This window comes from Rhizobium sp. NFACC06-2, assembly GCF_900101425.1.
Lineage (GTDB): Bacteria > Pseudomonadota > Alphaproteobacteria > Rhizobiales > Rhizobiaceae > Agrobacterium > Agrobacterium leguminum.
The window spans coordinates 380,589-405,383 of the sequence record NZ_FMVA01000003.1; the positions used below are offsets into that span (position 1 = coordinate 380,589).

Annotated in this window: 21 protein-coding genes; 5 read left to right on the top strand and 16 right to left on the bottom strand. The window is 61.0% G+C overall.

Annotation, left to right across the window (positions count from 1 at the left end; all coding sequences use genetic code 11):
• Positions 1–43: 43 nt before the first annotated feature.
• Positions 44–1,261, top strand: a complete 1,218-nt coding sequence (locus tag F3H58_RS08590; protein ID WP_035239784.1) for an MFS transporter — start codon at positions 44–46, stop codon at positions 1,259–1,261.
• A 47-nt stretch (positions 1,262–1,308) separates the two neighbouring features.
• On the opposite strand, the gene F3H58_RS08595 is transcribed toward F3H58_RS08590, so the two are convergent.
• From F3H58_RS08595 to ytfQ, 5 genes are all read right to left on the bottom strand, one after another.
• Entirely contained in the window at positions 1,309–2,043 is a 735-nt protein-coding gene (locus tag F3H58_RS08595; RefSeq protein WP_003523755.1) for a FadR/GntR family transcriptional regulator, read from the bottom strand.
• Between the two features lie 18 nt (positions 2,044–2,061).
• Entirely contained in the window at positions 2,062–3,042 is a 981-nt protein-coding gene (gene yjfF / locus F3H58_RS08600) for a galactofuranose ABC transporter, permease protein YjfF (RefSeq protein ID WP_078052720.1), read from the bottom strand.
• Positions 3,039–4,082, bottom strand: coding sequence for an ABC transporter permease (locus F3H58_RS08605; RefSeq protein ID WP_188128834.1), 1,044 nt, complete (start codon positions 4,080–4,082; stop codon positions 3,039–3,041). The genes yjfF and F3H58_RS08605 overlap by 4 nt, the downstream gene beginning before the upstream one ends.
• A complete protein-coding gene (locus F3H58_RS08610; RefSeq protein WP_149741893.1) occupies positions 4,082–5,605 on the bottom strand; it encodes a sugar ABC transporter ATP-binding protein in 1,524 nt (507 codons plus the stop codon). Before F3H58_RS08610 ends, F3H58_RS08605 begins: the two co-directional genes overlap by 1 nt.
• 303 nt (positions 5,606–5,908) lie before the next feature.
• The gene (gene ytfQ / locus F3H58_RS08615) at positions 5,909–6,868 is read right to left on the bottom strand and encodes a galactofuranose ABC transporter, galactofuranose-binding protein YtfQ (protein ID WP_020809449.1); all 960 of its coding nucleotides are present in this window, start codon (positions 6,866–6,868) and stop codon (positions 5,909–5,911) included.
• 522 nt (positions 6,869–7,390) lie between these two features.
• On the opposite strand from ytfQ, the gene F3H58_RS08620 reads away from it, so the two are divergent.
• The gene (locus F3H58_RS08620; protein WP_065655500.1) at positions 7,391–9,211 is read left to right on the top strand and encodes an IlvD/Edd family dehydratase; all 1,821 of its coding nucleotides are present in this window, start codon (positions 7,391–7,393) and stop codon (positions 9,209–9,211) included.
• 139 nt (positions 9,212–9,350) lie between these two features.
• Here the strand turns inward: F3H58_RS08620 and F3H58_RS08625 are convergent, their stop codons facing one another.
• The 10 genes from F3H58_RS08625 to F3H58_RS08670 all read right to left on the bottom strand — a co-directional run bounded on the left by F3H58_RS08625 (position 9,351) and on the right by F3H58_RS08670 (position 17,078).
• On the bottom strand, positions 9,351–9,560 hold the full coding sequence (locus F3H58_RS08625; protein WP_286169306.1) for a hypothetical protein: 210 nt from the start codon (positions 9,558–9,560) through the stop codon (positions 9,351–9,353).
• 56 nt (positions 9,561–9,616) lie between these two features.
• Positions 9,617–10,021, bottom strand: a complete 405-nt coding sequence (locus F3H58_RS08630; protein ID WP_003523747.1) for a VOC family protein — start codon at positions 10,019–10,021, stop codon at positions 9,617–9,619.
• A 14-nt stretch (positions 10,022–10,035) separates the two neighbouring features.
• A complete protein-coding gene (locus tag F3H58_RS08635; protein WP_149741895.1) occupies positions 10,036–10,518 on the bottom strand; it encodes a helix-turn-helix domain-containing protein in 483 nt (160 codons plus the stop codon).
• Positions 10,519–10,584: 66 nt separating this feature from the next.
• Entirely contained in the window at positions 10,585–10,779 is a 195-nt protein-coding gene (locus F3H58_RS27185; RefSeq protein ID WP_003523745.1) for a hypothetical protein, read from the bottom strand.
• Between the two features lie 158 nt (positions 10,780–10,937).
• A complete protein-coding gene (locus F3H58_RS08645; protein WP_149741897.1) occupies positions 10,938–12,056 on the bottom strand; it encodes a pyridoxal-phosphate-dependent aminotransferase family protein in 1,119 nt (372 codons plus the stop codon).
• A 9-nt stretch (positions 12,057–12,065) separates the two neighbouring features.
• The gene (locus tag F3H58_RS08650) at positions 12,066–12,845 is read right to left on the bottom strand and encodes an ABC transporter ATP-binding protein (protein ID WP_149741898.1); all 780 of its coding nucleotides are present in this window, start codon (positions 12,843–12,845) and stop codon (positions 12,066–12,068) included.
• Positions 12,842–13,645 (bottom strand): ABC transporter ATP-binding protein, encoded by an 804-nt coding sequence (locus tag F3H58_RS08655; RefSeq protein WP_149741899.1) that lies wholly within the window; start codon positions 13,643–13,645, stop codon positions 12,842–12,844. The genes F3H58_RS08650 and F3H58_RS08655 overlap by 4 nt, the downstream gene beginning before the upstream one ends.
• The gene (locus tag F3H58_RS08660) at positions 13,642–14,472 is read right to left on the bottom strand and encodes an ABC transporter permease (RefSeq protein ID WP_149741900.1); all 831 of its coding nucleotides are present in this window, start codon (positions 14,470–14,472) and stop codon (positions 13,642–13,644) included. Before F3H58_RS08660 ends, F3H58_RS08655 begins: the two co-directional genes overlap by 4 nt.
• Positions 14,469–15,458 (bottom strand): ABC transporter permease, encoded by a 990-nt coding sequence (locus F3H58_RS08665; protein ID WP_149741901.1) that lies wholly within the window; start codon positions 15,456–15,458, stop codon positions 14,469–14,471. Before F3H58_RS08665 ends, F3H58_RS08660 begins: the two co-directional genes overlap by 4 nt.
• Before the next feature lie 9 nt (positions 15,459–15,467).
• Positions 15,468–17,078 carry an ABC transporter substrate-binding protein gene (locus tag F3H58_RS08670; RefSeq protein WP_149741902.1) on the bottom strand — a complete coding sequence of 537 codons (1,611 nt, stop codon included), beginning with the start codon at positions 17,076–17,078 and terminating at the stop codon, positions 15,468–15,470.
• Between the two features lie 374 nt (positions 17,079–17,452).
• On the opposite strand from F3H58_RS08670, the gene F3H58_RS08675 reads away from it, so the two are divergent.
• Both F3H58_RS08675 and F3H58_RS08680 read left to right on the top strand, forming a co-directional pair.
• On the top strand, positions 17,453–20,134 hold the full coding sequence (locus F3H58_RS08675) for a DNA translocase FtsK (RefSeq protein WP_149741903.1): 2,682 nt from the start codon (positions 17,453–17,455) through the stop codon (positions 20,132–20,134).
• A 92-nt stretch (positions 20,135–20,226) separates the two neighbouring features.
• Positions 20,227–21,303: an Ldh family oxidoreductase gene (locus tag F3H58_RS08680; protein ID WP_188128835.1), complete on the top strand. Its 1,077-nt coding sequence runs from the start codon at positions 20,227–20,229 to the stop codon at positions 21,301–21,303.
• A 43-nt stretch (positions 21,304–21,346) separates the two neighbouring features.
• Here the strand turns inward: F3H58_RS08680 and F3H58_RS08685 are convergent, their stop codons facing one another.
• Positions 21,347–23,341, bottom strand: coding sequence for a putative bifunctional diguanylate cyclase/phosphodiesterase (locus tag F3H58_RS08685; protein ID WP_149741904.1), 1,995 nt, complete (start codon positions 23,339–23,341; stop codon positions 21,347–21,349).
• Between the two features lie 316 nt (positions 23,342–23,657).
• On the opposite strand from F3H58_RS08685, the gene F3H58_RS08690 reads away from it, so the two are divergent.
• Positions 23,658–24,704 carry a class I SAM-dependent methyltransferase gene (locus F3H58_RS08690; RefSeq protein WP_149741905.1) on the top strand — a complete coding sequence of 349 codons (1,047 nt, stop codon included), beginning with the start codon at positions 23,658–23,660 and terminating at the stop codon, positions 24,702–24,704.
• Positions 24,705–24,795 lie beyond the last annotated feature (91 nt).

The following is a 24,795-nucleotide window of genomic DNA, read 5'->3' on the forward strand; positions in this document are numbered from 1 at the left end:
CCGATTCAGGGCGCATTCCGGGAATGCGCATCAGGAGATTTTCATGAACAACCGGACCATAAACGAGCTTGAATATGTGCCGCGCAAGACAGAGCCGGATGCGAAATGGGCGGCCGTGGTTTCGCTTTCGCTCGGCGTTTTCGGGCTGGTGACGGCGGAGTTCCTGCCGGTCAGCCTTCTCACGCCGCTTTCGGCCGATCTCGCCGTCAGCTCCGGCATTGCCGGTCAATCCATCACCGTTACGGCGCTGGTCGCGGCGGTCGCCGGCCCCGGCGTCGTCATCGGCACACGCAGCATCGACCGCCGCTGGACATTGCTTGGGCTGACCACACTGCTGATCATTTCCAGCACGCTGGCCGCCTTCGCCAACGGTCTTTTCATGCTGTTCGCCTCGCGCGTCCTGCTTGGCATCGGCCTTGGCGGCTTCTGGGCCATGTCGGCGGCGCTGGCGCTGAGGCTGGTGCCGCTTGAGAAGATGCCGCGCGCCATGGCCATTATCCTGACAGGGGTTTCGGTTGCCACCGTCTGTGCAGCGCCGGTGGGCGCATGGATCGGCGCGACGCTTGGCTGGCGCTCGGCCTTTGTGGTTGCGGGTGCGCTCGGTGTCATCGCACTTTTCGTGCAATTGCTCACCGTTCCGTCGCTGCCGCCGGCTGGCGCACCGGGTCTTTCCACCATGTTCCGGCTGTTGCAGCGGCCGCAGGTTCGGATCGGCCTTCTGACGACGCTGTTCATCGTTGCGGGTCATTTTGCCGGCTTCACCTATGTCCGTCCATTCCTGGAAGATGTGACGCTTCTTGGCGTCGAGGCGATTTCCCTCGTCCTTCTGGTTTATGGTGTCAGCGGCTTTTTCGGCAATCTTTTCGGCGGTTTCCTCTCCGAGAAAAATACGGCATGGGCCGTGACATTTGCCGCGACTCTCATCGCGGCATCGGCTTCCGTTCTCGTCGTTGCGGGTGCGTCGCCCCTGATTGCCGGCCTTGCCATCGCCTCCTGGGGTTTTGCCTTCGGTGCGCTCCCGGTCAGTGTGCAGAGCTTCATCACGCGGGCCGCTTCCGATGAGGCGGAAAGCGCCGGTGCGCTGCTGCTCACCACGTTCCAGATCGCCATTTCCAGCGGTGCGGTTCTGGGCGGCCTGTTGATCGATCTTCAGGGGGCGACGATGGTTTTCGTCTTTGTGGCGATTGCCGCCCTTCTCGGTGCATCGCTGATGGCGTCGCGCCGTGGCGTGGTTCCGCAGGTCGAAGCATCGCAGGGATAATTGGTCGAAGAAACCGGACCCGCATCCCCTGCGGGTCCTCCTCCTCCTCAAACCGTCTTGATCGCCTTCTGCGTCCGGTCTTTACCGACCTCGATCACATGACGCATGGCTTTCACCGCCGCATCCGCGTCACGCGCTGCAATGGCGTGGACTATGCGCAGATGATTGGACGCGATTTCGGCGATGGTGCCAGGCGAAGCGGCCGGCGACGAGAGCTGGAAGGAAATGGCAAGTGCTGCTTCGATCAGCCCGCTTGCCGAGCGCATGAAGGGGTTGCCGGACATATGCGCCACGGCGAGGTGGAATTCGAGATCGACCTTGGCGATGCTTTCCGGCGTATGTTTCGGATTGTCGAACTTTGCAGCGATGACGTAAAGCGAAACGATATCGTCATTGGAGGCCTGCAGGGCCGCTGCTGCTGCCGCTGCCGGCTCCAGCGCCAGACGGATCTCCGCCAGATGCGTGACGAATTCCTGGTCTATGCCGGCCTCGCAGCGCCAGCCCAGCACATCCGGATCGAAGAAGTTCCAGCTTGAGCGGTCGAGAACGCGGGTGCCCACTTTCGCCTTGGGCTCCACCAGCCGCTTGGCCGCCAGCGTCTTCATGGTTTCGCGCAGCACTGTGCGCGAGACGCCGAAGCGCATGGAGAGTTCCGCGTCATTGGGCAGCAGGGAGCCTTCCGCAATTCTGCCCGAGACGATGGCGCTGCCGAGTTCGGAGACCACATGGGCGTGGCTGTTCCGGCGTTTTCGCCCGCTTATCGTCGTTTCGAGCAGCCCCAAACAAGCCTCCCTTGGCAATTATGCCGGATGCGGTCCGGCCAGTCTCCTGTTTGAATACCAGATGATTGCGCGCTGCAACACGATGAAGACGAAAAGCAGCACGCCGATGACGATTTTCGTCCACCAGGAGGAAAGCGTCCCGTCAAAAACGATGTAGGTCTGGATCAAGCCCTGTATCAGAAGGCCGATGAAGGTTCCTGCCACAAGCCCCGTGCCGCCGGTTAGCAGAGTGCCGCCAATGACGACGGCGGCGATGGCGTCGAGTTCCACGCCCACCGTCGCCAGCGAATAACCTGACGAGGTGTAGAGCGTATAGACGATGCCGGCGAGACCGGAGAGGAAACCGGAAAGCGCATAGATGCCGATGGTCGTAGCCCCGATCGGCACGCCCATCAACTCGGCCGATTGCGGGTTGCCGCCAAGCGCATAGACATTGGCGCCGAAGCGGGTGCGGCTGGCGATCAGCATGCCGGCGGCAAAGACGAGAAGCATCAGCATGGCCAGTGCCGTCAGCCTGCCGCCGCCGGGAAAGCGATAATAAAAGCCCTGTATCGCATCGATGAAGGGATGCGAGATCGGCACGGACTGGGTGGAAATGAGGTAAGCCGCGCCGCGCGCCAGAAACATGCCCGCCAGTGTCACCACGAAGGGCGGGATCGACAGGAAGCGGATCATCGCCCCCATCAGGCAGCCAAACAGCGTCGAGACAACCAGCACGATGGCGAAGGCGAGCAGCGGGTGGATATTATAGGTGCCGACCATGACGGCGACGAAGACGCTGGTAAAGGCGATGACTGAACCGATGGACAGATCGATGCCGCCCGACAGGATGACGAAGGTCATGCCGACGGCCGCGATGCCGAGGAAGGCGTTGTCAGTCAGAAGGTTGCCGATCACCCGCGTGGAAAAGATCGCCGGATATTGCAGCACGCAGAGGAGATAGGCGATGACGAAGATCGTCAGCGTGGTGAGGAAGGGCAGGTTGCGGCTGTGGATCATCGCGCGGTTCCTTCCTTGGTCATGCCATTGGTGGCCGCCGGTTTGGCGTGTGGCTTCGGCGCTTTCACGAAGCCAAGCACCGTCATGATCGCCGGCGATTGTAGCGTCAGCACCACCATGATGATGCCGGCCTTGATGATGAGGTTGAATTCCGGCGGGAAGCCCGAGACGAGAATGCCGGTATTGATGGTCTGGATGATCAGCGCGCCGATCAGCGAGGCGGTGATGGAGAAGCGCCCGCCATTCAGCGAGGTTCCGCCGATGACCACGGCGAGGATGGCGTCCAGTTCCAGCCACAGCCCGGCATTGTTGGCATCCGCGCCACGAATATCGGCGGTGACGATCATGCCGGCGATGGCCGCGCAGAGGCCGGAAACCGCATAGACGAAGAACAGCAAGAAGCGCGCCCGCACGCCGGCAAGCGCTGCCGCGCGACGATTGATGCCGGTCGCCTCGATCAGGAAACCGAGCGCGCTTTTGCGCACCAGAAGCCCGATCGTGAGCGCCGCCGCCACCCAGATGATGACGGGCAGCGGAATGCCCGCGAACGAGCCGGAACCGATGGCGGAAAAGCTGTCGTTGTTGAAGGTGAGAATGACGCCTTCGGTGATGAGCTGGGCGATGCCGCGCCCCGCCACCATGAGGATCAGCGTGGCGATGATCGGCTGTATGTCGAGAAGGGCGACAAGCACGCCGTTCCACAGGCCACAGGCGACGCCCACTGCAAGCGAGATGACGATGACCGAAGGAATGGAATGGCCATTGCTGATGAGCGTGGCCGCGACCGCGCCGCAGATGGCGATGACGGCGCCGATGGACAGATCGATGCCCTTGGTGGCGATGACCAGCGTCATGCCGATGGTCAAAAGCGCGACCGGTGCGGCACGCACGAGAATATCCACCAGACTGCCATAGAGCCTGCCGTTCTGGAACGAGACATGCAGGAAACCCGGCGAAAGGATTGTTATCGCTGCCAGAATGATGAAGAGTGCGGCAAGCTGGGGAGCAAGCCTTTTGAAGCGTCGTGTCACAGCCACCATCACGCCGCCTCCGTTTTTGCCGCATCGGCAATCGCCCGCATGATGTTGTCGGCGGTCACTTCGCCGCCCTTCAATTCGCTGACATGGCGGCGGTCGGACAGCACGACCACACGATGGGCGACGGCGGTAAGCTCTTCCAGTTCGGAGGAGATGACCACGAGCGACATGCCCTCGCTGCAGAGTTTTTCGATCATTTTCAGGATTTCCGCATGCGCGCCGATATCGATGCCGCGTGTCGGCTCGTCGAGGATCAGCAGCCGGGGGTGGGTGGCGAGCCAGCGCGCCAGAATGGCCTTCTGCTGGTTGCCGCCGGACAGGAATTTGATCGGCCGGTTGGGATCGGCCGGGCGTATATCGAGCGACTTGATGAAGCTTTCGGCCAGTTCCGCTTTCTGCCGCCGCGACAGTGGTCGGGCCCAACCCTGCCGGGCCTGAAGCGCCAGCGCGATATTGTCGGTGACGGAAAAGTCGCCGATGATGCCATCGGTTTTGCGCTCTTCCGGACAGAAACCGAAACCGGCGGTGATGGCGGCTTCCGGCGAAGAAATCGCCACCGTCTGGCCGTCGATGACAGCCTTTCCGGTATCCGGCCGGTCGATGCCGAACAGCAGGAAGGCTGTTTCTGTCCGGCCAGAACCGAGCAGCCCGGCGACGCCGACGATTTCGCCGGGGCGGATGCCGAGATCGAAGGGGGCGATGCTGCCGCGTTTGCCATAACCTTCGAAACGGATCGGCGGCTCGCCCTCGGCAACCGTATCTTCGGTTGCCTGATGTTCATGGGTGATGTGCTGAAGCTCGCGGCCGAGCATCATCGAAATGAGTTCGGAACGGGGCAGGCTGCCGATATCCCGGGTGTCGACGAGGCGGCCGTTGCGCAGCACCGTCACCCGGTCGGCTATGTCATAGACCTGGTTGAGGAAGTGGGTGATGATGACGATGCCGATGCCGCGTGCGCGCAGGTTTCTCAAGACGCCGAACAGCATCTCGACCTCATGGGCATCAAGGCTGGCGGTCGGTTCGTCCAGCACCAGCACCTTGCCGGAAAGGTCGACGGCGCGGGCAATGGCGATGATCTGGCGAATGGCCACGGAATAGCTGGAAAGCAGCGCGTTGACGTCGATGGACAACCCGTATTGGGCAAGCAGCGCCTGCGATTTCTTCTGCATCGTGCCGCGGTCGATCAGCCCGAAGCGGCGGGGCTGGCGGCCGAGAAACAGGTTTTCGGCAACCGTCAGGTTTTCGAGAAGGTTCACTTCCTGATAGACCGTGCCGATGCCGAGCGTCTGCGCCTCGCCCACATTGGCGGGCGAAATCTCGCTTCCCTCCAGAAAGATCGAACCGCTGTCGCGGTGGTAAACCCCGGTCAGCATCTTGATCAGCGTCGATTTACCCGCGCCGTTTTCGCCCAGCAGGGCATGGATTTCACCATGTCCAAGCGAAAAATCGACGCCATCAAGCGCCGTGATCCCCAAAAAGGATTTGCCGATGGCGCGTGCTTCCAGAAGTGGTGCCGTTTCGGACATTGAGCAGATTCCGCATTGCGATGGGTCTTGATAAAGTGATTGCGTATGGGGCAAGTCGGTGCCGCAGATTTCTTCTCCCCGCCGGGGAGAAGGTGGCCCGAAGGGTCGGATGAGGGGGCTAGCCCTCGGTTTATCTTGACCCTTGCCCCCTCATCCCGCTGCCGCGACCTTCTCCCCGGCGGGGAGAAGAAGCAGGCCGCACCCGCTCGCTCCATAAAATCACTCAGTATCGGGCTTTCGCCTCTCGTTTAACGACCGAAAGAAACGGCGCAAACCAATGCGCCGTTCCTCCGAAGAAATGGCTCAGTACCCCAGGCCCTTCTTCGCCTCGTAGACCTTCATCGGATCATCGGACGCCGTGTAGAGCTTGGATTCGGTCTGAATCCACTTCGGCGGGGCCTTCTTGTCCTTCAGATAGGCTTCGAGCGCGTCGAAGGCAGGGCCGGCCATGTCAGGCGTCAGTTCGACGGTGGCGTTGGCTTCGCCGGCCGCCATGGCCTTGAAGATATCAGGCACGGCATCGATGGAAACGACCTTGATGTCGGTTCCGGGCTTGAGGCCAGCTTCCTTGATCGCCTGGATCGCGCCGACGGCCATGTCGTCATTGTGAGCGTAGACCGCACAGATATCCTTGCCGCCGCCTTCGGCCTTGATGAAGCTTTCCATCACTTCCTTGCCCTTGGTGCGGGTGAAGTCACCCGTCTGCGAGCGCGCGATCTTGATGTTCTTGTGCGAGGCAATCGCCTCTTCGAAGCCCTTTTTGCGGTTGATGGCGGGCGAAGAGCCGGTCGTGCCCTGCAATTCAACGACCTTGCAGTCCTTGGAACCGACATCCTTGACCAGCCAGTCGCCGGCAACCTTGCCTTCATGAACCTGATCGGAGGTTACGGCGGTGAGGTAAAGATCGTCCGACGCCTCGATCTGGCGGTCGAGCAGGATGACAGGGATTTTTTCTTCCTTGGCTTCCTTCAGCACGGCGTCCCAGCCGGTTGCGACGACCGGAGCGATCAGGATCGCGTCGACGCCCTGCGCGATGAAGCCGCGAACGGCCTTGATCTGGTTTTCCTGCTTCTGCTGCGCGTCGGCGAATTTCAGCGTGACGCCGCGCTTTTCGGCCTGCTGTTTGGTGACGGTGGTTTCAGCCGCGCGCCATCCGGATTCCGAGCCGATCTGCGAGAAGCCGACGGTAAGCGATTGTGCGGAAACACTGGATGCAAGGCATGCGGAAACGGCGACAGTGAATGCCGCAAGAGCTTTTCTCATCTTATCCTCCCAGAGATGATGTCAGCGTGACGGCGACACTATGAGCATATAGTAATACTCTTGAAAAGTGGTTTTTTAGCCTTTTCACAATTTGGCTTTCACGAACTGAGACTAAATTTTGTCATAAAATACAATAAATCAATGGTTTGGGTGGAAATAAATTATACTCTTTCCCTGTTTGAACACGCCGAAAATGGCCCGCGATGTGGCTTGACAGTCAATGACGGCATCTAATAGTAATATAAATAAAGATATCAGACTGAGGCGGAGTGCCGGGCCATCGGGCCAGACGCATTCCGGTAAGGCAGGGAGGAAGAGGCCGTTGCGCGACGCCGGTATCATCGTAAATGCCGAAAAATATTCGGCTAAAGCCGAAGAACAGCCCCAAATCACTCGTCTGGGGCTGCTCTGTCGGTTATGCGTGATCTCCGAAAGCTGATTCCATTTTCCTTGCGCACAACATAAGCTTGGCGCATTTCGTAATATTTTACCGTTGGCCACTTCCGGCTGGAGACCCGCATCATGACTACATCCGACAATCTTCCCGCAACCCAGGGCAAGGGAGGCAAGCTTCGCTCGCGCGCGTGGTTCGACAATCCCGCTAACGCGGATATGACCGCGCTTTATCTCGAGCGTTACATGAACTTCGGTCTCAGCCAGGCCGAGCTTCAGTCCGACCGCCCGATCATCGGCATTGCGCAGACCGGTTCGGACCTTTCGCCCTGCAACCGCCACCATCTGGAACTGGCGAACCGCCTGCGCGAAGGCATCCGTGAAGCGGGCGGCATCGCCATCGAATTCCCGGTGCATCCGATCCAGGAAACCGGCAAGCGCCCGACCGCCGGTCTCGATCGTAACCTTGCCTATCTCGGCCTCGTGGAAGTGCTTTACGGCTATCCGCTCGATGGCGTCGTCCTGACCATCGGCTGCGACAAGACCACGCCTGCCTGTCTTATGGCGGCGGCCACCGTCAACATTCCGGCCATCGCCCTTTCCGTCGGTCCCATGCTGAACGGCTGGTTCCGTGGCGAGCGCACCGGTTCCGGCACCATCGTGTGGAAGGCGCGCGAATTGCTGGCGAAGGGCGAGATCGATTATCAGGGCTTCGTCAAGCTCGTCGCCTCGTCGGCTCCCTCCACCGGCTATTGCAACACCATGGGCACGGCGACGACCATGAACTCGCTGGCCGAAGCGCTCGGCATGCAGCTTCCGGGCTCCGCCGCCATCCCGGCGCCTTACCGCGACCGTCAGGAAGTCTCCTACCTTACCGGCCTGCGCATCGTCGAAATGGTGAAGGAAGACCTGAAGCCTTCCGATATCATGACCAAGGATGCCTTCATCAACGCCATCCGCGTCAACTCGGCCATCGGCGGCTCCACCAATGCGCCGATCCATCTGAATGGCCTTGCCCGCCATGTCGGCGTCGAGCTGACGGTGGATGACTGGCAGACCTATGGCGAAGATGTGCCGCTGCTCGTCAACCTGCAGCCGGCAGGCGAATATCTCGGCGAGGATTATTACCATGCCGGCGGTGTTCCCGCTGTCGTCAATCAGCTGATGAACCAGGGACTGATCATGGAAGACGCCATGACCGTCAACGGCAAGACCATCGGCGAAAACTGCCGTGGCGCGATCATCGAAGACGAGAAGGTCATCCGTCCCTATGAGCAGCCGCTCAAGGAACGTGCCGGCTTCCGCGTCCTGCGCGGCAACCTGTTCTCCTCCGCCATCATGAAGACGAGCGTGATCTCGGAAGAGTTCCGCAACCGTTACCTCTCCAACCCGAACGACCCGGAAGCCTTCGAAGGCCGCGCCGTGGTGTTTGACGGTCCGGAGGACTACCATCACCGCATCGACGATCCGTCGCTGAAGATCGACGCCAACACTATCCTCTTCATGCGCGGCGCCGGTCCCATCGGTTACCCGGGTGCGGCGGAAGTGGTTAACATGCGCGCGCCCGATTATCTTCTGAAGGAAGGCGTCAATTCGCTGCCCTGCATCGGCGATGGTCGTCAGTCCGGCACGTCGGGCAGCCCGTCCATCCTCAACGCTTCGCCCGAAGCGGCGGCCGGCGGCGGTCTCGCCATCCTGCAGACGGGCGACCGCGTCCGCATCGACGTGGGCCGCGGTAAGGCGGATATCCTGATTTCCGGCGAGGAACTGGCCAAGCGTTACGAGGCGCTTTCCGCCGAGGGCGGTTACAAGTTCCCCGATCACCAGACGCCATGGCAGGAAATCCAGCGCGGTATCGTCAGCCAGATGGAAACCGGCGCGGTTCTGGAACCGGCCGTGAAGTATCAGCGCATCGCCCAGACCAAGGGCCTGCCGCGCGACAACCACTAAGACAAGGCAGTTTTTGCCGACCGCGTTTTAATCGGCCCCGGGGTAAAACCCGGGGCCGAAACATTTTGGATACCGTGCTTCGCAACCGCGTGAACCGTGCGGGCGGCCGAAGGGCGCGATAGCCTCATTGCTTACCTGCTTACTTCCCCGATGGGGCTGGCGGCTTTCCCAGATATGGCAGGAAGAACATGTAAAGCCCGCTGAGAACAAGCAAAGTCAACGGCACCAGCGGAGCAAAGACGATCACCGGTGGCGTCGGGCCGAAGGCCATCGAAGCGAAGTTCGCCAGAATGGTGACGGTCAGCAGAATGCCCAGCCACCGATGGCCCTGCCTTATCCAGTTTCGCAAGATCAAAGTCGCCCCCAAGAAAAAACATCCATGATGGAATGTGACACATCGGCGCTTCAGCGGGCCTGAACGAGCTTCCAGCCATTGCCGGAAGGATCGCGGAAGCTCGCATCCACCGAGCCGTAGCGGGCGATCGGTTCCTGGGTGAATTCGACGCCGCGTTTGTGCATGGCGTCAAAGGCTTTCTGGCAATCCTCGACCACCAGAACCAGCGGCGGCATGGCGCCTTTGGCCACGGCTTCATTCAGATCCTGTGCCGTCGCTTCATCAACGGTCGGGGCCTGCGGCCGAAACAGGCCCAGCTGGAAATCCGGCTGGTCCGGGTGCTGCACGGTCAACCAGCGATAATCGCCGTTGCGTGCGTCCGTATGCAGACGAAATCCGACTTTTTCGACATAAAATTGCAGCGCTTCGTCCTGGTCATGAACATAAAGGCCGACAAGTTGAACACCATTTTTCATGAGCTATCTCCCTTTCACTCACCGTGCCTACCGCTTTCCGTTCGCCGGCGCTTCTCCGAAACTGCGATTGTGAGATGGGGACGATGCGCGGCGCTGACGAAGCAATGGGGAACCTGCTCAAGCTCGGCAGGCAAAAGCCGCATCCTGCGCCGCAATTCACTCGGGTTTTCCCCCGTCACGTCGCGGAAAACACGGCCGAACGTGCCGATGCTGTTCCAGCCGGTTTGCAGCGCGATGTCGATGATCGGAAGGTCCGTGTCACGCAACAGCGCCACGGCGCGCTCCACGCGGCGGGTCAGCAGATAGCGGTGAGGGGGTATGCCGAAAGCATCGCGAAACGATCTCGCGAAGTGCGCCTGCGAGGCACCGCTGACGCTTGCAAGGCGTGAAACAGGCCAAGCCTCATGGGGCGCCGCGTCCATATGATCCTTGGCCCGCAGAAGGCGGCGCAACAGTTGCAAGTCTCTGTTCGCAGAGTTCTTTTCGGGCCGGCGCATGCGGCAATCATTGAATGAACCGGCGGTGCTTGGCAAGGTTCATACCCGCAAGCCGCTGTGAATGGCTCAGATCACCGGATAAAGCGACCAGAAGAACAGTTCATATTCCTGATCGCGGTCGTCATCGTGCGACTCGTCATCGGGTCTGCGCGGTGTTTTGTCCTGAAACTCGGTCTCCACCCGCTCATTGACGACGGGCATCCTTCGGCCGATGCCAAAGAGGTCAAAGGAGAGCATGTTGAACCCTGCTACCATGGCCATTTCCCTTCTTCACGCGAGTTAACGTAGCGTTAAGTTTCGCGCGTTGCCATGATTTCGTCAAGATTGGTCGAAGAATTTGTCTACCATTTTTAACAACAATGTCGTGACTGACATTCCAACGCTGCCGGATTTGGCGCAACGAACGTTTATTAACGGCGTTAGACGCCGTTGGCAGGGGTGTCAGAATAGACCTTTTCAGTCGCTTCCAGTGCGGAATCGGCATCTGCGGCATGGCCGAGGCTCTTCAGGGCGCTGGAGAAGGCCGCGATATTGGCTTTCACCGCCTCCGGATGCGCCCTCCGACCGGTGTGATTGAGCCTTATCAGCCGTTCCGCGCCGGGGCCGACACCGGCGGAAATATCTGCGCCGTGCTTTTGGGATGCAGCAGCGAGGAACGCCTTTGCTTCCACGGTATCCGGCAGGATCGCCGTGGAAACGAGGGCGGAGGCGTGTGTCTCCTCCACCCAGGTCGGGATACCGAGCGCCCTGATGCCATTCCGGGTGGCGGCCGCCGCCCTTTCGTGACGTTCGTTGGCGGATGCCAGACCTTCCGTCTCTATCCGGTCGAGGGCGGCCTCCAGCGCGTAGAATTCCAGTGGAGCAGGCGTTCCGGGCAGCGCGCCCCGGCCGGCATCGAGCCAGAGTTTTTTCTGGTCCAGAAGCGAGAGCATGGAGTTTTCCGGCGCCTCACCATGCGAAAGAAGTTCCCACGCTTTTTCGCTGACGGAAATGGCGGAAACCCCCGCCGGGCCGGCCAGCGCCTTTTGCGGGCCGATGACGGCGATATCGAGACCCAGCCGGTCGACCTCGAAGGCATGGCCGCCGATGGAGGCGACGGCATCGACAAGGGTCACGATGCCCCTTTGCCGAGCGAGCGCGGCAATGGCGGGCAGGGGGTTGAGAATGCCGCTTGCCGATTCCGCATGGACGATAGCGAGAAGATCGAAGCCCGGACCCTCGTTCAGCGCCCGTTCCACCTCCTCCAGCGTGACCGGCTTTGCCGGGCTGGCGGTCAGGTTGCGCACCGTCGCACCGCCTCTCGCGAGCCAGCCGCCGAACCATGCGCCATAGGGGCTGGTAACGATGTTGAGCGCTCTAAGACCCGGTCGGGCAAGGCTTGTCGCCGCCGCCTCAAGCGCCAGCACGGCTTCCGCTTGTATGAGAAGGACGTCGTTGCCCGTGCCCATCAAGGCTGCCAATCGATCAGCCAGAATGGCGTAACGCTCCGCGGGAAAAGCGGGTGGGTCGAGCAGCAATGCATAATCCGGAACGGGCATGTCTTTTCCTTACGTGGCAATGGTCAGGCGCGGTGCGGCGTCGATCAGGGTTCTGGCGGTCGAGGATTGCGGCGCCGAGACGATATTTCCCGTCCTGCCGATTTCAACGATCCGCCCCGCTTCCATGATGGCGACGCGGTGGCAGACGGCGCGGATGACTGCGAGATCATGGGAAACGAAAATACAGGACACGGCCGTCTCCCGCTGTATTTCCACCAGCAGTTCGAGGATTTGCCGGCGAACCGAAACATCGAGCGCGGAGACGGCTTCGTCCAGAATGAGAAGCGACGGTTTGAGTGCAATCGCCCGTGCAATCGCGACACGCTGCCTTTGGCCGCCGGAAAGCTTGAAGACCGAGCGGCCGGCATAGCTGGCTGGCAGGCCGACGCGCTCGAGAAGGCGGCGTATTTCCGCCGCACGCTCGCGTCTGTTGACCATGCGATGGATGCGCAACGGTTCGCTGATGGCATCCTCGACGCTGGCGCGCGGATTGAAGGCGCCATGCGTGTCCTGAAACACCATCTGCATATGCCGGCGGGCGGCGCGAAGCTTGCCGCCGTCAAGCGCCAGCCAGTCAAGGCCTTTGAAATGGATCGTGCCTTCATCGGCCGGGATCAGCCGCATCAGAATGCGCGCCAGCGTCGATTTCCCGCAGCCGGAGGGACCGGCAAGTCCCAGGGTCTCGCCGGGCTGAAGCGAAAAGGAGATGTCGGAAAGCGCCGCCACCGTTCTTGCGCCGGTGCGATAGGTTTTCGATAGTCCGTCGACGCTCAGAAGGGCTTCGTTCATGACGCGGCCTCGCTGATGAACGGTGGCGTGGAAAGATCGAGATAATCGGCAAGCAGCGCACGCGTATAGTCATGGCTGGGTGCGGAAAGCACCCGCCGCGTCGGGCCGTGTTCCACCAGCAGCCCCGCGCGCAGAACCGCGATCTCGTCGGCAAGGCTGGAGGCGAGGCCGATATCATGGGTGATGAAGACCAGCGTCTTGTTTTCCTGCCGCACCAGATCGTCCAGCAGCGTGGCGATTGCGGCCTGACTGCCCGTATCGAGCGCGCTCGTGGCCTCGTCGGCAACCAGGATCGAAGGACTGGCGGCAATGGCGGCGGCAATCGCCACGCGCTGCCTTTGGCCGCCGGAAAGCTGGTGCGGATAGGCGGTGAGCAGATGGGAAGGGTGCGGCAGCCGCACCCGGTCCAGAAGGTCGCGGGCAAGATCGCGCGCTTGCCTCCATGACAGGCCGAGATGCCGCACGGCGCCTTCCGCCACCTGTTCGCCGATTGTGAGAACCGGGTTGAGTGTCGCGCCGGTATCCTGAAAGATCGTGCCGATATCGCGCCCCGGCTGTGGCCTGGCGTGAAACAGGCCGTTATCGCGGCTCCAGGAAATATCGCCGGAAACCCGCGCATTGCCGGGAAGAAGCCCGGCAATGGCTCTGCCGAGCGTGGATTTTCCCGAACCGCTTTCGCCGATGATCGCCAGCCTTTGCCCCTGCCGGATCGTCAGCGAGACATTCTGCAAGGCCGGCGCATCGCCTGCCGCATAAAAAACGCTGAGATCGTCGATCCGGCACAGCGCATTTCCGCTCATGGCGCTAGCCTCCTCGTCGCCATCGCCCTGTTGATGCCTTCGCCGAGAAGATAAACGCCGAGAACCGTGACCAGAAGGCCGATGCCGGGGATGACGGACAAAAACGCGGCCGAGCGCAGGACGTTGCGTCCTTCGGCGATCATAGAACCCCAGGTGACGATATTGGGATCGCCAAGCCCGAGAAAGGACAGCGCCGCTTCGGTAAGAATGGCTGCCGCGACAATGATGGCGGCCAACGCCAGAACGGGCGGCAGAGCGTTGGGCAGGATTTGCCGGAAGGCGATCTCCAGCGGATGCATGCCGATGGCGCGGGCGGATTGCACGTAGTCGCGCTCGCGGATGCTCAACACCTGCGCCCGCATCAGCCGCGCGGGATCCGCCCATGCGCCGAGCGCAATGGCGAGAATGACGATGGGCATGGAAGGTCCGATGGTGCTGACGAAGGCAAGCGCGAGCAGGAAATTCGGCACGATCTGGAAAGCGTCGGTGACGCGCATCAATGCTTCGTCCACGAGGCCGCCCGCAAAACCGGCGATGGTGCCGATGACGGTGCCGATCACCAGCGCGGCGGCGGCGGCGCCCATGCCGACGAGCAGGGAGGCCTGCGCGCCATGGGCAAGCTCGGCCAGCACATTGCGGCCCAGCCGGTCGGTGCCCAGCGGCAGGGTGGCATCCGTAAAGGGCGCGATCAGCGGTTCGCCGACAATGGCCAGCGGGTCGCCCGGAAAGAGGAGGGGGGCGGCAAGCGCCGCCACGGCAAGCAGCACCAGAATGATGGTGCCCGTGGCGCCTTCGAAACTGCGCAGCAGCCGGAGAGCGAAACTCATGCCTGTCTCTCCCCGCTGCCGATGCGCGGATCGAGAACGGCATAGACAATATCGACGGCGAGATTGACGAGAATGACGAAGACGGCGCTTGTCAGAATAATGCCCATCAAAAGCGGCGTGTCGCGGCCGCTGACCGCCTCCTGCGCCAGCCGGCCGAAACCGGGAATGGCGAAGACGCTTTCGATCACCACGCTGCCGCCCAGCATGGTTGCAGCCTGCAGGCCCAGCACGGTGACAAGCGGAAGAGCGGCGTTGCGCGCGACATGGCGCAGCACGATCCGCCGTTTGGAAAGCCCCTTGGATTGCGCAAAAAGCACGAAATCCAGCGGCCAGACCGCCGCCATGGCAGTGCGCATGACGCGCAGGAACAGCGCGAGATAAATGAGGCCGAGGCTGGCGACCGGCAGCACGAGATGGCGGGCAATATCGAGCGCCCGTGCAAATCCCTGCTTGCCCGAGGCGATGGTTTCGATGCCTGAGGTGGGCAGCCATTTGAGTTGAACGGCAAAGACGATGGCCAGCACAAGGCCGAGCCAGAAGCCGGGCGTGGCGTAAAGTGCCAGCGAAAGCGTTGAAAGCACGCGATCCGTCAGCCCCCCGGGACGTGCGCCGGCCACGATGCCAAGCCCGGTGCCGAGGATGAAGGCGAATGCGGTGGCGCTGCCCATCAGGAGAAGCGTGTTCGGCAGCCGCTCGAGGATCAACCCCAGCACCGGTCGGTCGAAGGCAAGGGACCAGCCGAGATCGAGCCGCAGCACCGAGCTGGCATAGAGCCAGAAACGGGCAAATACCGAACCGTTCAGGCCGTATTGTTCGCGCAACACATCCCTGAGCCCGGCATCGCCGCCGCCAATGGAGACGAGATAGGCGTCCACCGCGTCTCCGGATGCATTTTCAAGCAGGACGAAAGTGAAGATGAGAACGATCAGCAGCACCGGAATGGCGCTGACTGCTCTTCGCTTCAGCAATGTTACTGCACGCTTCACGATGCGTCCTTACGTATCGACCGCCGTATCCGCCCAGTTGGAAACGGCCCAGCGGGGATTGCTGGCGACATGTTTGACGGTATCGCGCGCCACCGTGATGAAGCCCCATTCGGCAACGTTGATCAGCGGCAGATCGGCGGCGACCTGCTTCTGGAAATCCTTGTAAAGCGCCGTGCGCGCGGCGGTATCGACCGTTATCGCCGCCTTGTCGATCAATTCGTCCAGCGTCTTGTTCTCGTAACCGCCCTGGTTGGAGAAGCCGACGCCCGCCGGAATGCCGGAACGCACGAGAATGGTGGTGGAAATTGCCGGGTCGCCGCGGAAGACCGGCGGCGCGATGGCGAGGTCGAAGGCATGATCGGTGTAGACGGCCTTCTGGTGAGCGGCTGAATCATTGTTGACCAACTCGGCATCGATGCCGATTTCCTGCAACGCCTGACGAAGATAGGAGCCGAACTGCCTCGTTTCGTTGAAATAGGGCGCCGGCAGAAGTTTCAGCGAGAAACGTGTTCCGTTCGGGCCGCGCGCATAACCCGCCTCGTCCAGCAGGGCATTGGCCTTGGCCACATCGAAATCATAGGTCTCGACATTGTCGGTGTAGAATTCAGGGGCGTTCTTCGGCACCGGGCCTGTGGATGCCGTGGCGTAACCAAGGAAGACCTTGTCGATGACGAATTTTTTGTCGATGGCGTGGGCGATGGCCTTTCTGACCTTGAGATCGGCCAGTTCCTTGCGGCGATGGTTGACTTCGACCACCAGCTGATAGGTCAGCGCCTCGTAACCATCGGCAATGACCTTGATGCCAGGCACCTTCGAGATGCGGTCGAGATCGGCCAGAGGCACGGCCGAAAAGGCGGCGAGCTGAATTTCCTCTGCTTCGAGCGCGGAGGCCGCACCCGCCCGGTCCGGCAGGACGCGGTAGATGATCTCTTCGAGCTGCGGTTCGTCCTTGCCCCAGTAATTGGGATTGCGGGTCAGGCGGTAATATTCACCGGGCTTGTATTCGGCAAAGACGAAAGGCCCGGTGCCGACCGGCTTGGTATTGGCCGGGTTGGTAGCGATATCGGTGCCTTCATAAAGATGTTTCGGCACGACGCTGGTAACGACCGGCAGCGCGTTGCGGATGAGCTGGAAGGGTGTCGGCTTGGAGAAGCGGAAGATCGCCGTGTGTTCATCCGGCGTGTCCACCTTCTCGAGATTGGCGAAGACCAGCCGTCCGAGATTCTGCAGCGGTTTCCAGATGGAGAGCGCCGAAAAGGCGACATCCGCCGAGGTGAACGGCTTGCCGTCATGCCAGGACACGCCTTCGCGCAGCTTGAAAGTGGCGCTGAGACCGTCATCCGATCCCTGCCATTCGGTCGCAAGCCGCGGCATGAGCCCGTCCTTGCCATCGAAGGAGGCCTCGGCCAGCGGCTCGACGATCTTGCTGGCAATATAAAACACGCCGTTTGAGGCGACGATCGCCGGGTTGAGGTTCTTCGGCTCCGAATCGGCCGCGACGATCAGCCTTCCGCCGGGTGCCGCCTGTTGCGCGGCGGCGATGCCCGCCAAACCCGTGGTTGCGGCAAGAAGGAGTGACGTCTTGAGAAGCGAGCGACGGGACAGGTGGACAGGCGACATGATTCACTCCGGAAACGAGGGCTGGGCGGGCCTTTCCACTTGGTCCGCGGCGGCCGATCTTAAGACTGCAACCTCGGCAGTGTCCACGTTAATTCGCGGGCTTTACAGCAATGATTTTACGTTGCGTGGGCCTTTGCGGAAACAATATGCTTTCTGGCGGCAATGCGCTTTTCTCGTGCTGCGGTCCTGCCGGCGGCGATGTTCCGGAAAATTGATTTAACGCAATGAAATTAGGTGGTTGGGACACCGGCGTTTCGGCCGTGTGTGTCCCGTTGCGCCTGTGGGCGGAGCGAAAATCTGCCGCGGCGGCCCCGTTTGGAAAGGGGTAATTAACCTTTATTTTCTATTTCAGGGAGACCGAAATATGTACGTTTATGATGAGTGTGCACGCTGCCATGAGTTTCTCCCGATCCAGATTCCAGAATTCGTCCAATAGCGTAGGGGAGGGGAGCGAGAAGGCTCGTCATGCCGGCGGCCAGTCGGTTGCCGGTCAGCAGACGGCGGGAATGAAGGCGGGCGCGGCATCCCGGCCGAATGCCGATGTCAGCGCAGCCGATGCCATTGAAGGCCGCGCCGAGATGCCCGGCTGGCAGAATGCTTTCGTGCTCGGCCCGAATGTGCGTTTCACCCGCACGCCGGAAAGCGCCTTTGCCCGGCGCATGCCGGTCGAGACACCCAATATTCCGGAAGAGGAAATGCCGGCTGTAGCGCTGCCTGAAACGGTGGAGCAGGAAGCGGCGGCTGCGCAGCAGAAGGTTGCTCCTGTCTCCCAACCGGTCGTGAAACCGGCGGAGCAGCGCGTGCCGCCGCCGCGCATGCCGTTTCTGCCGCAGCCGCCGGAGGCCCGGGGCGCCAGGGCGCTGACTTACAAATTGCGGCTGGAGCTTGCCCGCAAGCAGGCGGAGGAGGCGGCTGCCGCTGCGCAGATGCCGGTTCAGGAGGGTATCTCCGTAGCCGTGGAAGCGCCTGTGCCGCAGGCATCCCCGTCGGTTCACCCGCAATCCGTCGCGCCTGCTGTCGAGGCCGCTCAGGCCGCCATTCCGGCTTTCGCCGCCCATCTGCCGGATGAGCTTTTCTGGGAAGTGATGACGCTCGATCTGCCGGGCGGTGCCGGCGAGGGCGTTTCTGCGTCCACGCGCGCCGTTCTTGCAAATTCGGTCGTCACGGCGCCAGCGATAGTCGCGCCGGCAGCCGTCTTGTCGCCGGCAGCGGCTGCGATCGTGCTTTCGTCCGAACCTCCGGTCGTCACCGTGCCGGGCGGTTCCGCAATCCGGCTTTACCGCGAGATCGGCGTGCGCCAGTCCGTCGTTCCTGCCGCCCTTCCGGCGGTAGAACAGGAAGTCGCGCCGCTGCCCGTCGCGGAAGCGCCGATGGTTGTCGAAACGCCGAGACCTGTGGAGCAGGTTCAGCCGGTTGAGAGAGTTGCGGCCGAGCCGCGCTTCACGCCGCGCGCGCCCATCCAGGCCTCGCAGCCGATGTTCCGCGAAGCTCCGGTTTTTGCCGAAGGGGAATATGAGTACCCCTCCATCGATCTTCTGCAGGAGGCCCGCGTCCAGCAGACCACGACCATGACGCCGGAAGCGCTGGAGCAGAGCGCCGGGCTTCTCGAAAGCGTGCTGGAGGATTTCGGCATCAAGGGCGAGATCATCGATGTCCGTCCGGGCCCCGTCGTCACGCTGTATGAGTTCGAACCCGCCCCCGGCGTCAAGTCCTCGCGCGTCATCGGTCTCTCGGACGATATCGCCCGCTCCATGTCGGCGCTCTCGGCCCGCGTCGCCGTCGTGCCCGGCCGCAATGTCATCGGCATAGAACTGCCGAATCCGGTGCGTGAGACGGTTTATCTGCGCGAGTTGATCGAAGCGACCGATTACGCTGAAACCCGCCAGAAGCTTGCGCTTTGCCTCGGAAAGACCATCGGCGGCGAACCTGTCATCGCCGAACTGGCGAAGATGCCGCACCTTCTGGTCGCCGGCACCACCGGCTCCGGCAAGTCGGTTGCCATCAACACCATGATCCTTTCGCTGCTCTATCGTCTGAAGCCGGAAGAGTGCCGTCTCATCATGGTCGATCCCAAGATGCTCGAGCTGTCCGTTTATGACGGTATTCCGCATCTGTTGACGCCTGTGGTTACCGATCCGAAAAAGGCGGTCATGGCGTTGAAGTGGGCCGTGCGCGAAATGGAAGACCGTTATCGCAAGATGTCGCGTCTCGGCGTGCGCAATATCGACGGCTACAATGCAAGGGCCGCTGCTGCCCGCGCCAAGGGCGAGACGGTGTTCTGCAACGTGCAGAGTGGTTTTGACCGCGCCACCGGCGAGGCGGTCTACGAGCAGGAGGAAATGGACCTCACGGCCATGCCTTATATCGTCGTCATCGTCGACGAAATGGCCGACCTGATGATGGTGGCCGGCAAGGAAATCGAAGGTGCGATCCAGCGTCTGGCGCAGATGGCGCGTGCGGCCGGCATCCATCTCATCATGGCAACCCAGCGCCCGTCGGTAGATGTCATCACCGGTACGATCAAGGCGAACTTCCCGACCCGTATCTCCTTCCAGGTGACCTCGAAGATCGACAGCCGCACCATCCTTGGTGAACAGGGCGCGGAACATCTGCTCGGCCAGGGCGATATGCTGCACATGATGGGCGGCGGCCGCATCGCCCGCGTCCACGGTCCCTTCGTTTCGGATGAGGAAGTGGAAAAGGTGGTCGCGCATCTGAAGACGCAGGGACGTCCGGAATATCTCGGCACCGTTACCGAAGACGCCGACGAAACCGACGAAGAGGCGGAAGAGGAAGCCGCTGTTTTCGACAAGACCGCCATGGGTGAGGACGACAGCGACGATCTCTATGAAAAGGCCGTCAAGGTGGTGATGCGCGACAAGAAGTGCTCCACATCCTATATCCAGCGCCGCCTGTCTGTCGGTTATAACCGTGCCGCTTCGCTGGTCGAGCGCATGGAACAGGAAGGCATTGTCGGGCCTGCCAACCATGTCGGCAAACGTGCGATTATCGCCGGCGAACGCTCTTCTTACGATGCCATGGGAGCGGAAGACTGATTGAGCCTTCGGGGCGCGCGATATTCGATTGCAAAAACGCGCCCCGTGAATAGCTTGTGCGGCATGGATTCTGGAATTGGGAGGATTCCCTCATGGCGCACAGCAATGAAAAAGCCACCGTTCTGGCGAGCCTGGGTGAGCTGGAGCGGTTTTGCCGCACCGTTTTTCTGGCCGCTGGCACCGATGACGAAACGGCCGATGCGGCGACCCGCGCCATGATGCATGGCACAAGGCTTGGTGTGGACAGCCACGGTGTGCGCTTGCTCGCGCATTATATCACCGCGCTCGAAGGCGGGCGTCTCAATCGGCGGCCGCAGATCCGCCGCGTTTCGGGCTTCGGCGCGGTGGAGACGATCGACGCCGACCACGCCCATGGCGCCCGCGCCACCTATGCGGCCATGGACAGCGCCATGACGCTCGCGGAAAAATTCGGCATTGGCGCGGTGGCGATCCGCAACTCATCGCATTTCGGCCCGGCCGGCGCTTATGCGCTGGAAGCGGCGCGGCAGGGCTATATCGGCCTCACCTTCTGCAACTCCGACAGTTTCGTGCGCCTGCACGATGGCGCCATGCGTTTCCACGGCACCAATCCCATCGCCATCGGTGTGCCGGCATCGGACGATATGCCCTGGCTGCTGGATATGGCCACCAGCGCGGTGCCCTATAACCGTGTCCTGCTTTACCGGAGCCTCGGCCAGCAATTGCCGCAAGGTGTTGCCTCTGACGGCGACGGCGTCGATACCCGCGATCCCCATGCCGTTGAAATGCTTGCCCCGGTCGGCGGCGAGTTCGGTTTCAAGGGGGCCGCACTTGCGGGAATGGTCGAGATTTTCAGCGCTGTTCTCACGGGCATGAAACTCAGCTTCGATATCGCTCCCATGGGCGGGCCGGATTTTTCCACGCCGCGCGGGCTTGGGGCTTTCGTTCTGGCGCTGAAGCCGGAAGCCTTCCTGGAGCGCGAGGTGTTCGACGAGGGCATGAAACGTTATCTCGAGGTCCTGCGCGGATCTCCCGTGCGGGAAGATTGCAAGGTGATGGCGCCGGGTGACCGGGAGTGGGCGGTGGCGGCAAGGCGGGAAAGGGAAGGGGCTCCTGTCGATCCCGTCACGCGGGCGGCCTTCTCGGAGCTTGCCGTAAAATTCTCAGTCAACCCGCCTGCTTATCATTAAAGCGGCCTGCGGCTGACGGCGGTGTTCCGCCGTCATCCCGTGTTCAGGCGGGTCGCAGCAGCATATTCGGGCGCGGATAGGGCGCTGCCGTTGCGCCCAGCCTTTCGGCCCCGATGGGACGACCGATATAATAACCCTGCGCGTAGTCGATTTCCATCTGACGCACGAGCCTCAGCTGTTCCTCGGTCTCGACGCCTTCGATCAGGATCCTGTGGCCGCGGTTGCGGATGAGGCGGATCATGTCCTGCAGCATCGCCCGGCCCCGCGGGGTCTTGCTGTCGTGCAGGAAGGAGCGGTCGATCTTGACGGTATCGAAATCCGTCATGCGCAGCCAGGAAAGGCCGGCAAAACCCGTTCCGAAATCATCCAGCCAGATATTGATGCCGAGCGTTTTCAGGTCGTTCAGACAACGCAGCACGTCCGAATGCATTTCCATGTCGACGCCTTCTGTGATTTCGAAGGCAAGCCTGTTGCCGGCAATTCCCGCCTCCACGAGAATGGCGGCCACCGAGGTGGCGAAACCCGGATTTTTCAATTGCATCGGCGACACGTTGACACTGACGACCGCCACCTTGTCATCGGCCAGTATCTGCTTGCAGACGGTCTTGATGGTCCACAGGCCCAGTTCCATGATCGTGCCGGTGCGTTCGGCAATCGGAATGAAAATACCGGGTGCGACTGGATTGCCATCCAGCAGGCGAAGCCGCATCAGCGCTTCGACCCCTGCGGTCTCATTGGTCGAAACGTTGAGAATAGGCTGATAGACGAGGGAAACGAGATCTTCAGCGACAGCGATTTTCAGCAGGGCGGCAATGTTTTCCGTCTCGTCGCTGGTCTGCGGATCGTCCGGGTCGAACAGCTTCATGCAGTTGCGGCCATTGCCCTTGGCGATATAGAGCGCGCGGTCGGCCTCGTTGATGATCTTTTCCAGCTTGCCGTCCGCGTTGGGACGGGTGAAGGACGCACCGATGCTGACGGTGACGATGAAGGTGCCATCCCGGCGCTGGTCATGCGCAAGCGACAGGTCTTCAACGGTGTGGCGGATCGTCTCGGCAAGCTCACCCACCTGCTGCTTGGATTTGAACGGCGCCAGCACGATGAATTCCTCACCGCCATAGCGGCCAATGGAAGCGCCGTGTTCGGTGATCGCATCCTGCAGGGCGTTGCCCACCGTCACCAGGCATTTGTCGCCTTCCTGGTGGCCGTAACGGTCGTTGTATTTTTTGAAGAAGTCGACATCGATCAGGAAAACGGCAAAGCCTTCTTCCTTCCTGATCCAGTTGTCCCACAGCAGGCGCAGATGGTGGTCGATGGCGCGGCGGTTCTGCAGGCCCGTCAGGGAATCGGTATTGGAAAGCCGCAGCAGCGCCTGGCCACGTTCGTCAGCCGCCTTCTGCTGGGCCTTCGCCTCCAGCCCGTTGACGAAGACGTGGTAGCGCTCGCGGTTCAGGTTCCAGTTTACGTAAGATGTGAAGACGAAACACGATATGTAGAATGTGCCGAAGGCGAACTTGTAGAAGCTGTCTTCGGGAAACTGCGTTGCCGCCAGAAAATAGGTGACGAGAATAATGCCTGAAGACACCAGCGACAGATGGAAGCGGAAGGTGAAAAACAGATTGGCGCCCATCATGAAGATCGCGCCGAAAACCATGTAATAGGACATGTTTTCGGTATTGTCGGTCAACAGCGACGGCAGCAGCCAGCCGATATAGCCCATGACGAGAGCGGTGGCGCAGGTGAGATCGAGCGCCGTGGTGCTGACGCCCTTGCTTAGCTGAATCTCCAGTGTCAGCAGGGATGACAGCACAACAATCAGGCGTGCGATAATGGTGTAAAAAGCGACGTCGGGTATCAGAATAATGTCGGTTGCGGCAAACAGCAGATAGATGAAGACAGCGGTCCACAGGCCCCGCCGGATAGAACCGCGGCGGCTGCGCTCACCTTCCTGCTGGTAAAGGGCAAGGAGTTCATCAGAAAACCGGGAGTCCGGCCGCCGATAGTCTTGCTGTCCACTCACCTCTCCCAATGTGTGCTTCATGCACTTTCCCATAGTGTTGCGTATACTTTATTAAGTAACTGCTTATTCCACTTTTCCGTGTGCTGTCGCACCCAGTGCGGGTTCCCGTCGATCTCTGCCGATGCGTGCGGAGAACATGGAAAGGAAGAACGCATCATACGTTCGCAACATTAAGTTTCACTAAATCGCGTATCTGCTTTCTCCCGTCCTCACGAGTGTGACCAAAAAAATACGCTAATTTACTAATGTATCCCTACACCGCTCAAAAATCGAAAGCGAGTGGCCTTCCGTCTCCCAGAAACGTATAGTTAACAATGTGTTAATACTGGAGGCTGAAGTGGTACGGGTAAAGAAGAAAAATCTTGACGGGGCAAGTCTGATTACCCCGGATACTGTCGCAAAAGAGATTTTTGCACGCAGAACGGAAACATTCGATGAGCAGTTCGCCGTTGCGAAAGCAGAGATTGCGCTCATTCTTGAATTGGCACAGCAGCAGTTCGACAATCGTATTTCAGCACGTGAGATAATACATAGAACGGCGGGCGCACTGCATGGTCTGCGTGAGAAGCTCCACTCCAGCGTGTGGGCTGAACTGATTCCGCTGGTGCAGAATCACCCTGTTTCGGTCCATTTTCTGGAGGACCCGTTCACGCGCTGGTCTTTCGAAAAGCCGCGGGGTTATTCGGGCGATGCGCAGCTGCTCGATTTCATTTATGGCCACGACAGTGTTGCCGAACTGGTAAATAAAGCCACGCCGCTCGGTGCGGCCCTTTATGATTACACGAAGGATGCCAGCTCCTCGGTCGCCGTGCGCGAGCGGCGCGATTTGCTGACGCGATTCGTCGATGAGGCTGCGGCCCGGCACGGTAGTGAGACGGAAATCCTCACCATCGCTTCCGGCCATCTGCGTGAGGCGGATTCCTCCGTGGCGCTGAAAGAGGGCAAGATCAAGCGCTGGGTGGCGCTCGATCAGGACCCCTTGAGCGTCGGTTCCGTCGCCCGCGATTTCAACGGCAGCTGCATCGAGGCGATCGACGGTTCCGTGCGCGATATCGTCCTGCGCACGCAGGAACTCGGCACTTTCGATCTGATCTACGCGGCCGGTCTCTACGACTATCTGAACGACCGCGTGGCGATCAAACTCACGCGGCGCTGCATGGAAATGCTGAAGCCCGGCGGCATGTTCCTCTTCGCCAATTTCTCGGAGGACATCGTCGTCGACGGTTACATGGAAACCTTCATGAACTGGGCGCTGCTGTTGCGCTCCAAGGCGGATATGTGGCGGATCGTCAACGCCAGCGCCGATCCTGCAAGCATCGAGGCGGATGTGTTCTTCGGGGAGAACCACAATATCGTCTACGCCACGATGCGTAAGAAGGCGTGACATCCTTCGGGCCAGTCTCTGCTTGCCAATAACCATTTGATTAAACGCCGGCGCGGGCCTAAGAATCCGCGCCGAATGCGTTGCAGAATGG

Excerpts from the sequence above, each read along its gene's own strand:
- F3H58_RS08645 (WP_149741897.1), bottom strand. The coding sequence starts at position 12,056 with ATGCCCGTTCCGGATTATGCATTGCTGCTCGACCCACCCGCTTTTCCC.
- F3H58_RS08670 (WP_149741902.1), bottom strand. The coding sequence starts at position 17,078 with ATGTCGCCTGTCCACCTGTCCCGTCGCTCGCTTCTCAAGACGTCACTC.
- F3H58_RS08605 (WP_188128834.1), bottom strand. The coding sequence starts at position 4,082 with ATGGTGGCTGTGACACGACGCTTCAAAAGGCTTGCTCCCCAGCTTGCC.
- ytfQ (WP_020809449.1), bottom strand. The coding sequence starts at position 6,868 with ATGAGAAAAGCTCTTGCGGCATTCACTGTCGCCGTTTCCGCATGCCTT.
- F3H58_RS27185 (WP_003523745.1), bottom strand. The coding sequence starts at position 10,779 with ATGGCCATGGTAGCAGGGTTCAACATGCTCTCCTTTGACCTCTTTGGC.
- F3H58_RS08630 (WP_003523747.1), bottom strand. The coding sequence starts at position 10,021 with ATGAAAAATGGTGTTCAACTTGTCGGCCTTTATGTTCATGACCAGGAC.
- F3H58_RS08620 (WP_065655500.1), top strand. The coding sequence starts at position 7,391 with ATGACTACATCCGACAATCTTCCCGCAACCCAGGGCAAGGGAGGCAAG.
- F3H58_RS08675 (WP_149741903.1), top strand. The coding sequence starts at position 17,453 with ATGATGAGTGTGCACGCTGCCATGAGTTTCTCCCGATCCAGATTCCAG.
- F3H58_RS08650 (WP_149741898.1), bottom strand. The coding sequence starts at position 12,845 with ATGAACGAAGCCCTTCTGAGCGTCGACGGACTATCGAAAACCTATCGC.
- F3H58_RS08655 (WP_149741899.1), bottom strand. The coding sequence starts at position 13,645 with ATGAGCGGAAATGCGCTGTGCCGGATCGACGATCTCAGCGTTTTTTAT.
- yjfF (WP_078052720.1), bottom strand. The coding sequence starts at position 3,042 with ATGATCCACAGCCGCAACCTGCCCTTCCTCACCACGCTGACGATCTTC.
- F3H58_RS08635 (WP_149741895.1), bottom strand. The coding sequence starts at position 10,518 with ATGCGCCGGCCCGAAAAGAACTCTGCGAACAGAGACTTGCAACTGTTG.
- F3H58_RS08610 (WP_149741893.1), bottom strand. The coding sequence starts at position 5,605 with ATGTCCGAAACGGCACCACTTCTGGAAGCACGCGCCATCGGCAAATCC.
- F3H58_RS08680 (WP_188128835.1), top strand. The coding sequence starts at position 20,227 with ATGGCGCACAGCAATGAAAAAGCCACCGTTCTGGCGAGCCTGGGTGAG.
- F3H58_RS08685 (WP_149741904.1), bottom strand. The coding sequence starts at position 23,341 with ATGAAGCACACATTGGGAGAGGTGAGTGGACAGCAAGACTATCGGCGG.
- F3H58_RS08590 (WP_035239784.1), top strand. The coding sequence starts at position 44 with ATGAACAACCGGACCATAAACGAGCTTGAATATGTGCCGCGCAAGACA.
- F3H58_RS08660 (WP_149741900.1), bottom strand. The coding sequence starts at position 14,472 with ATGAGTTTCGCTCTCCGGCTGCTGCGCAGTTTCGAAGGCGCCACGGGC.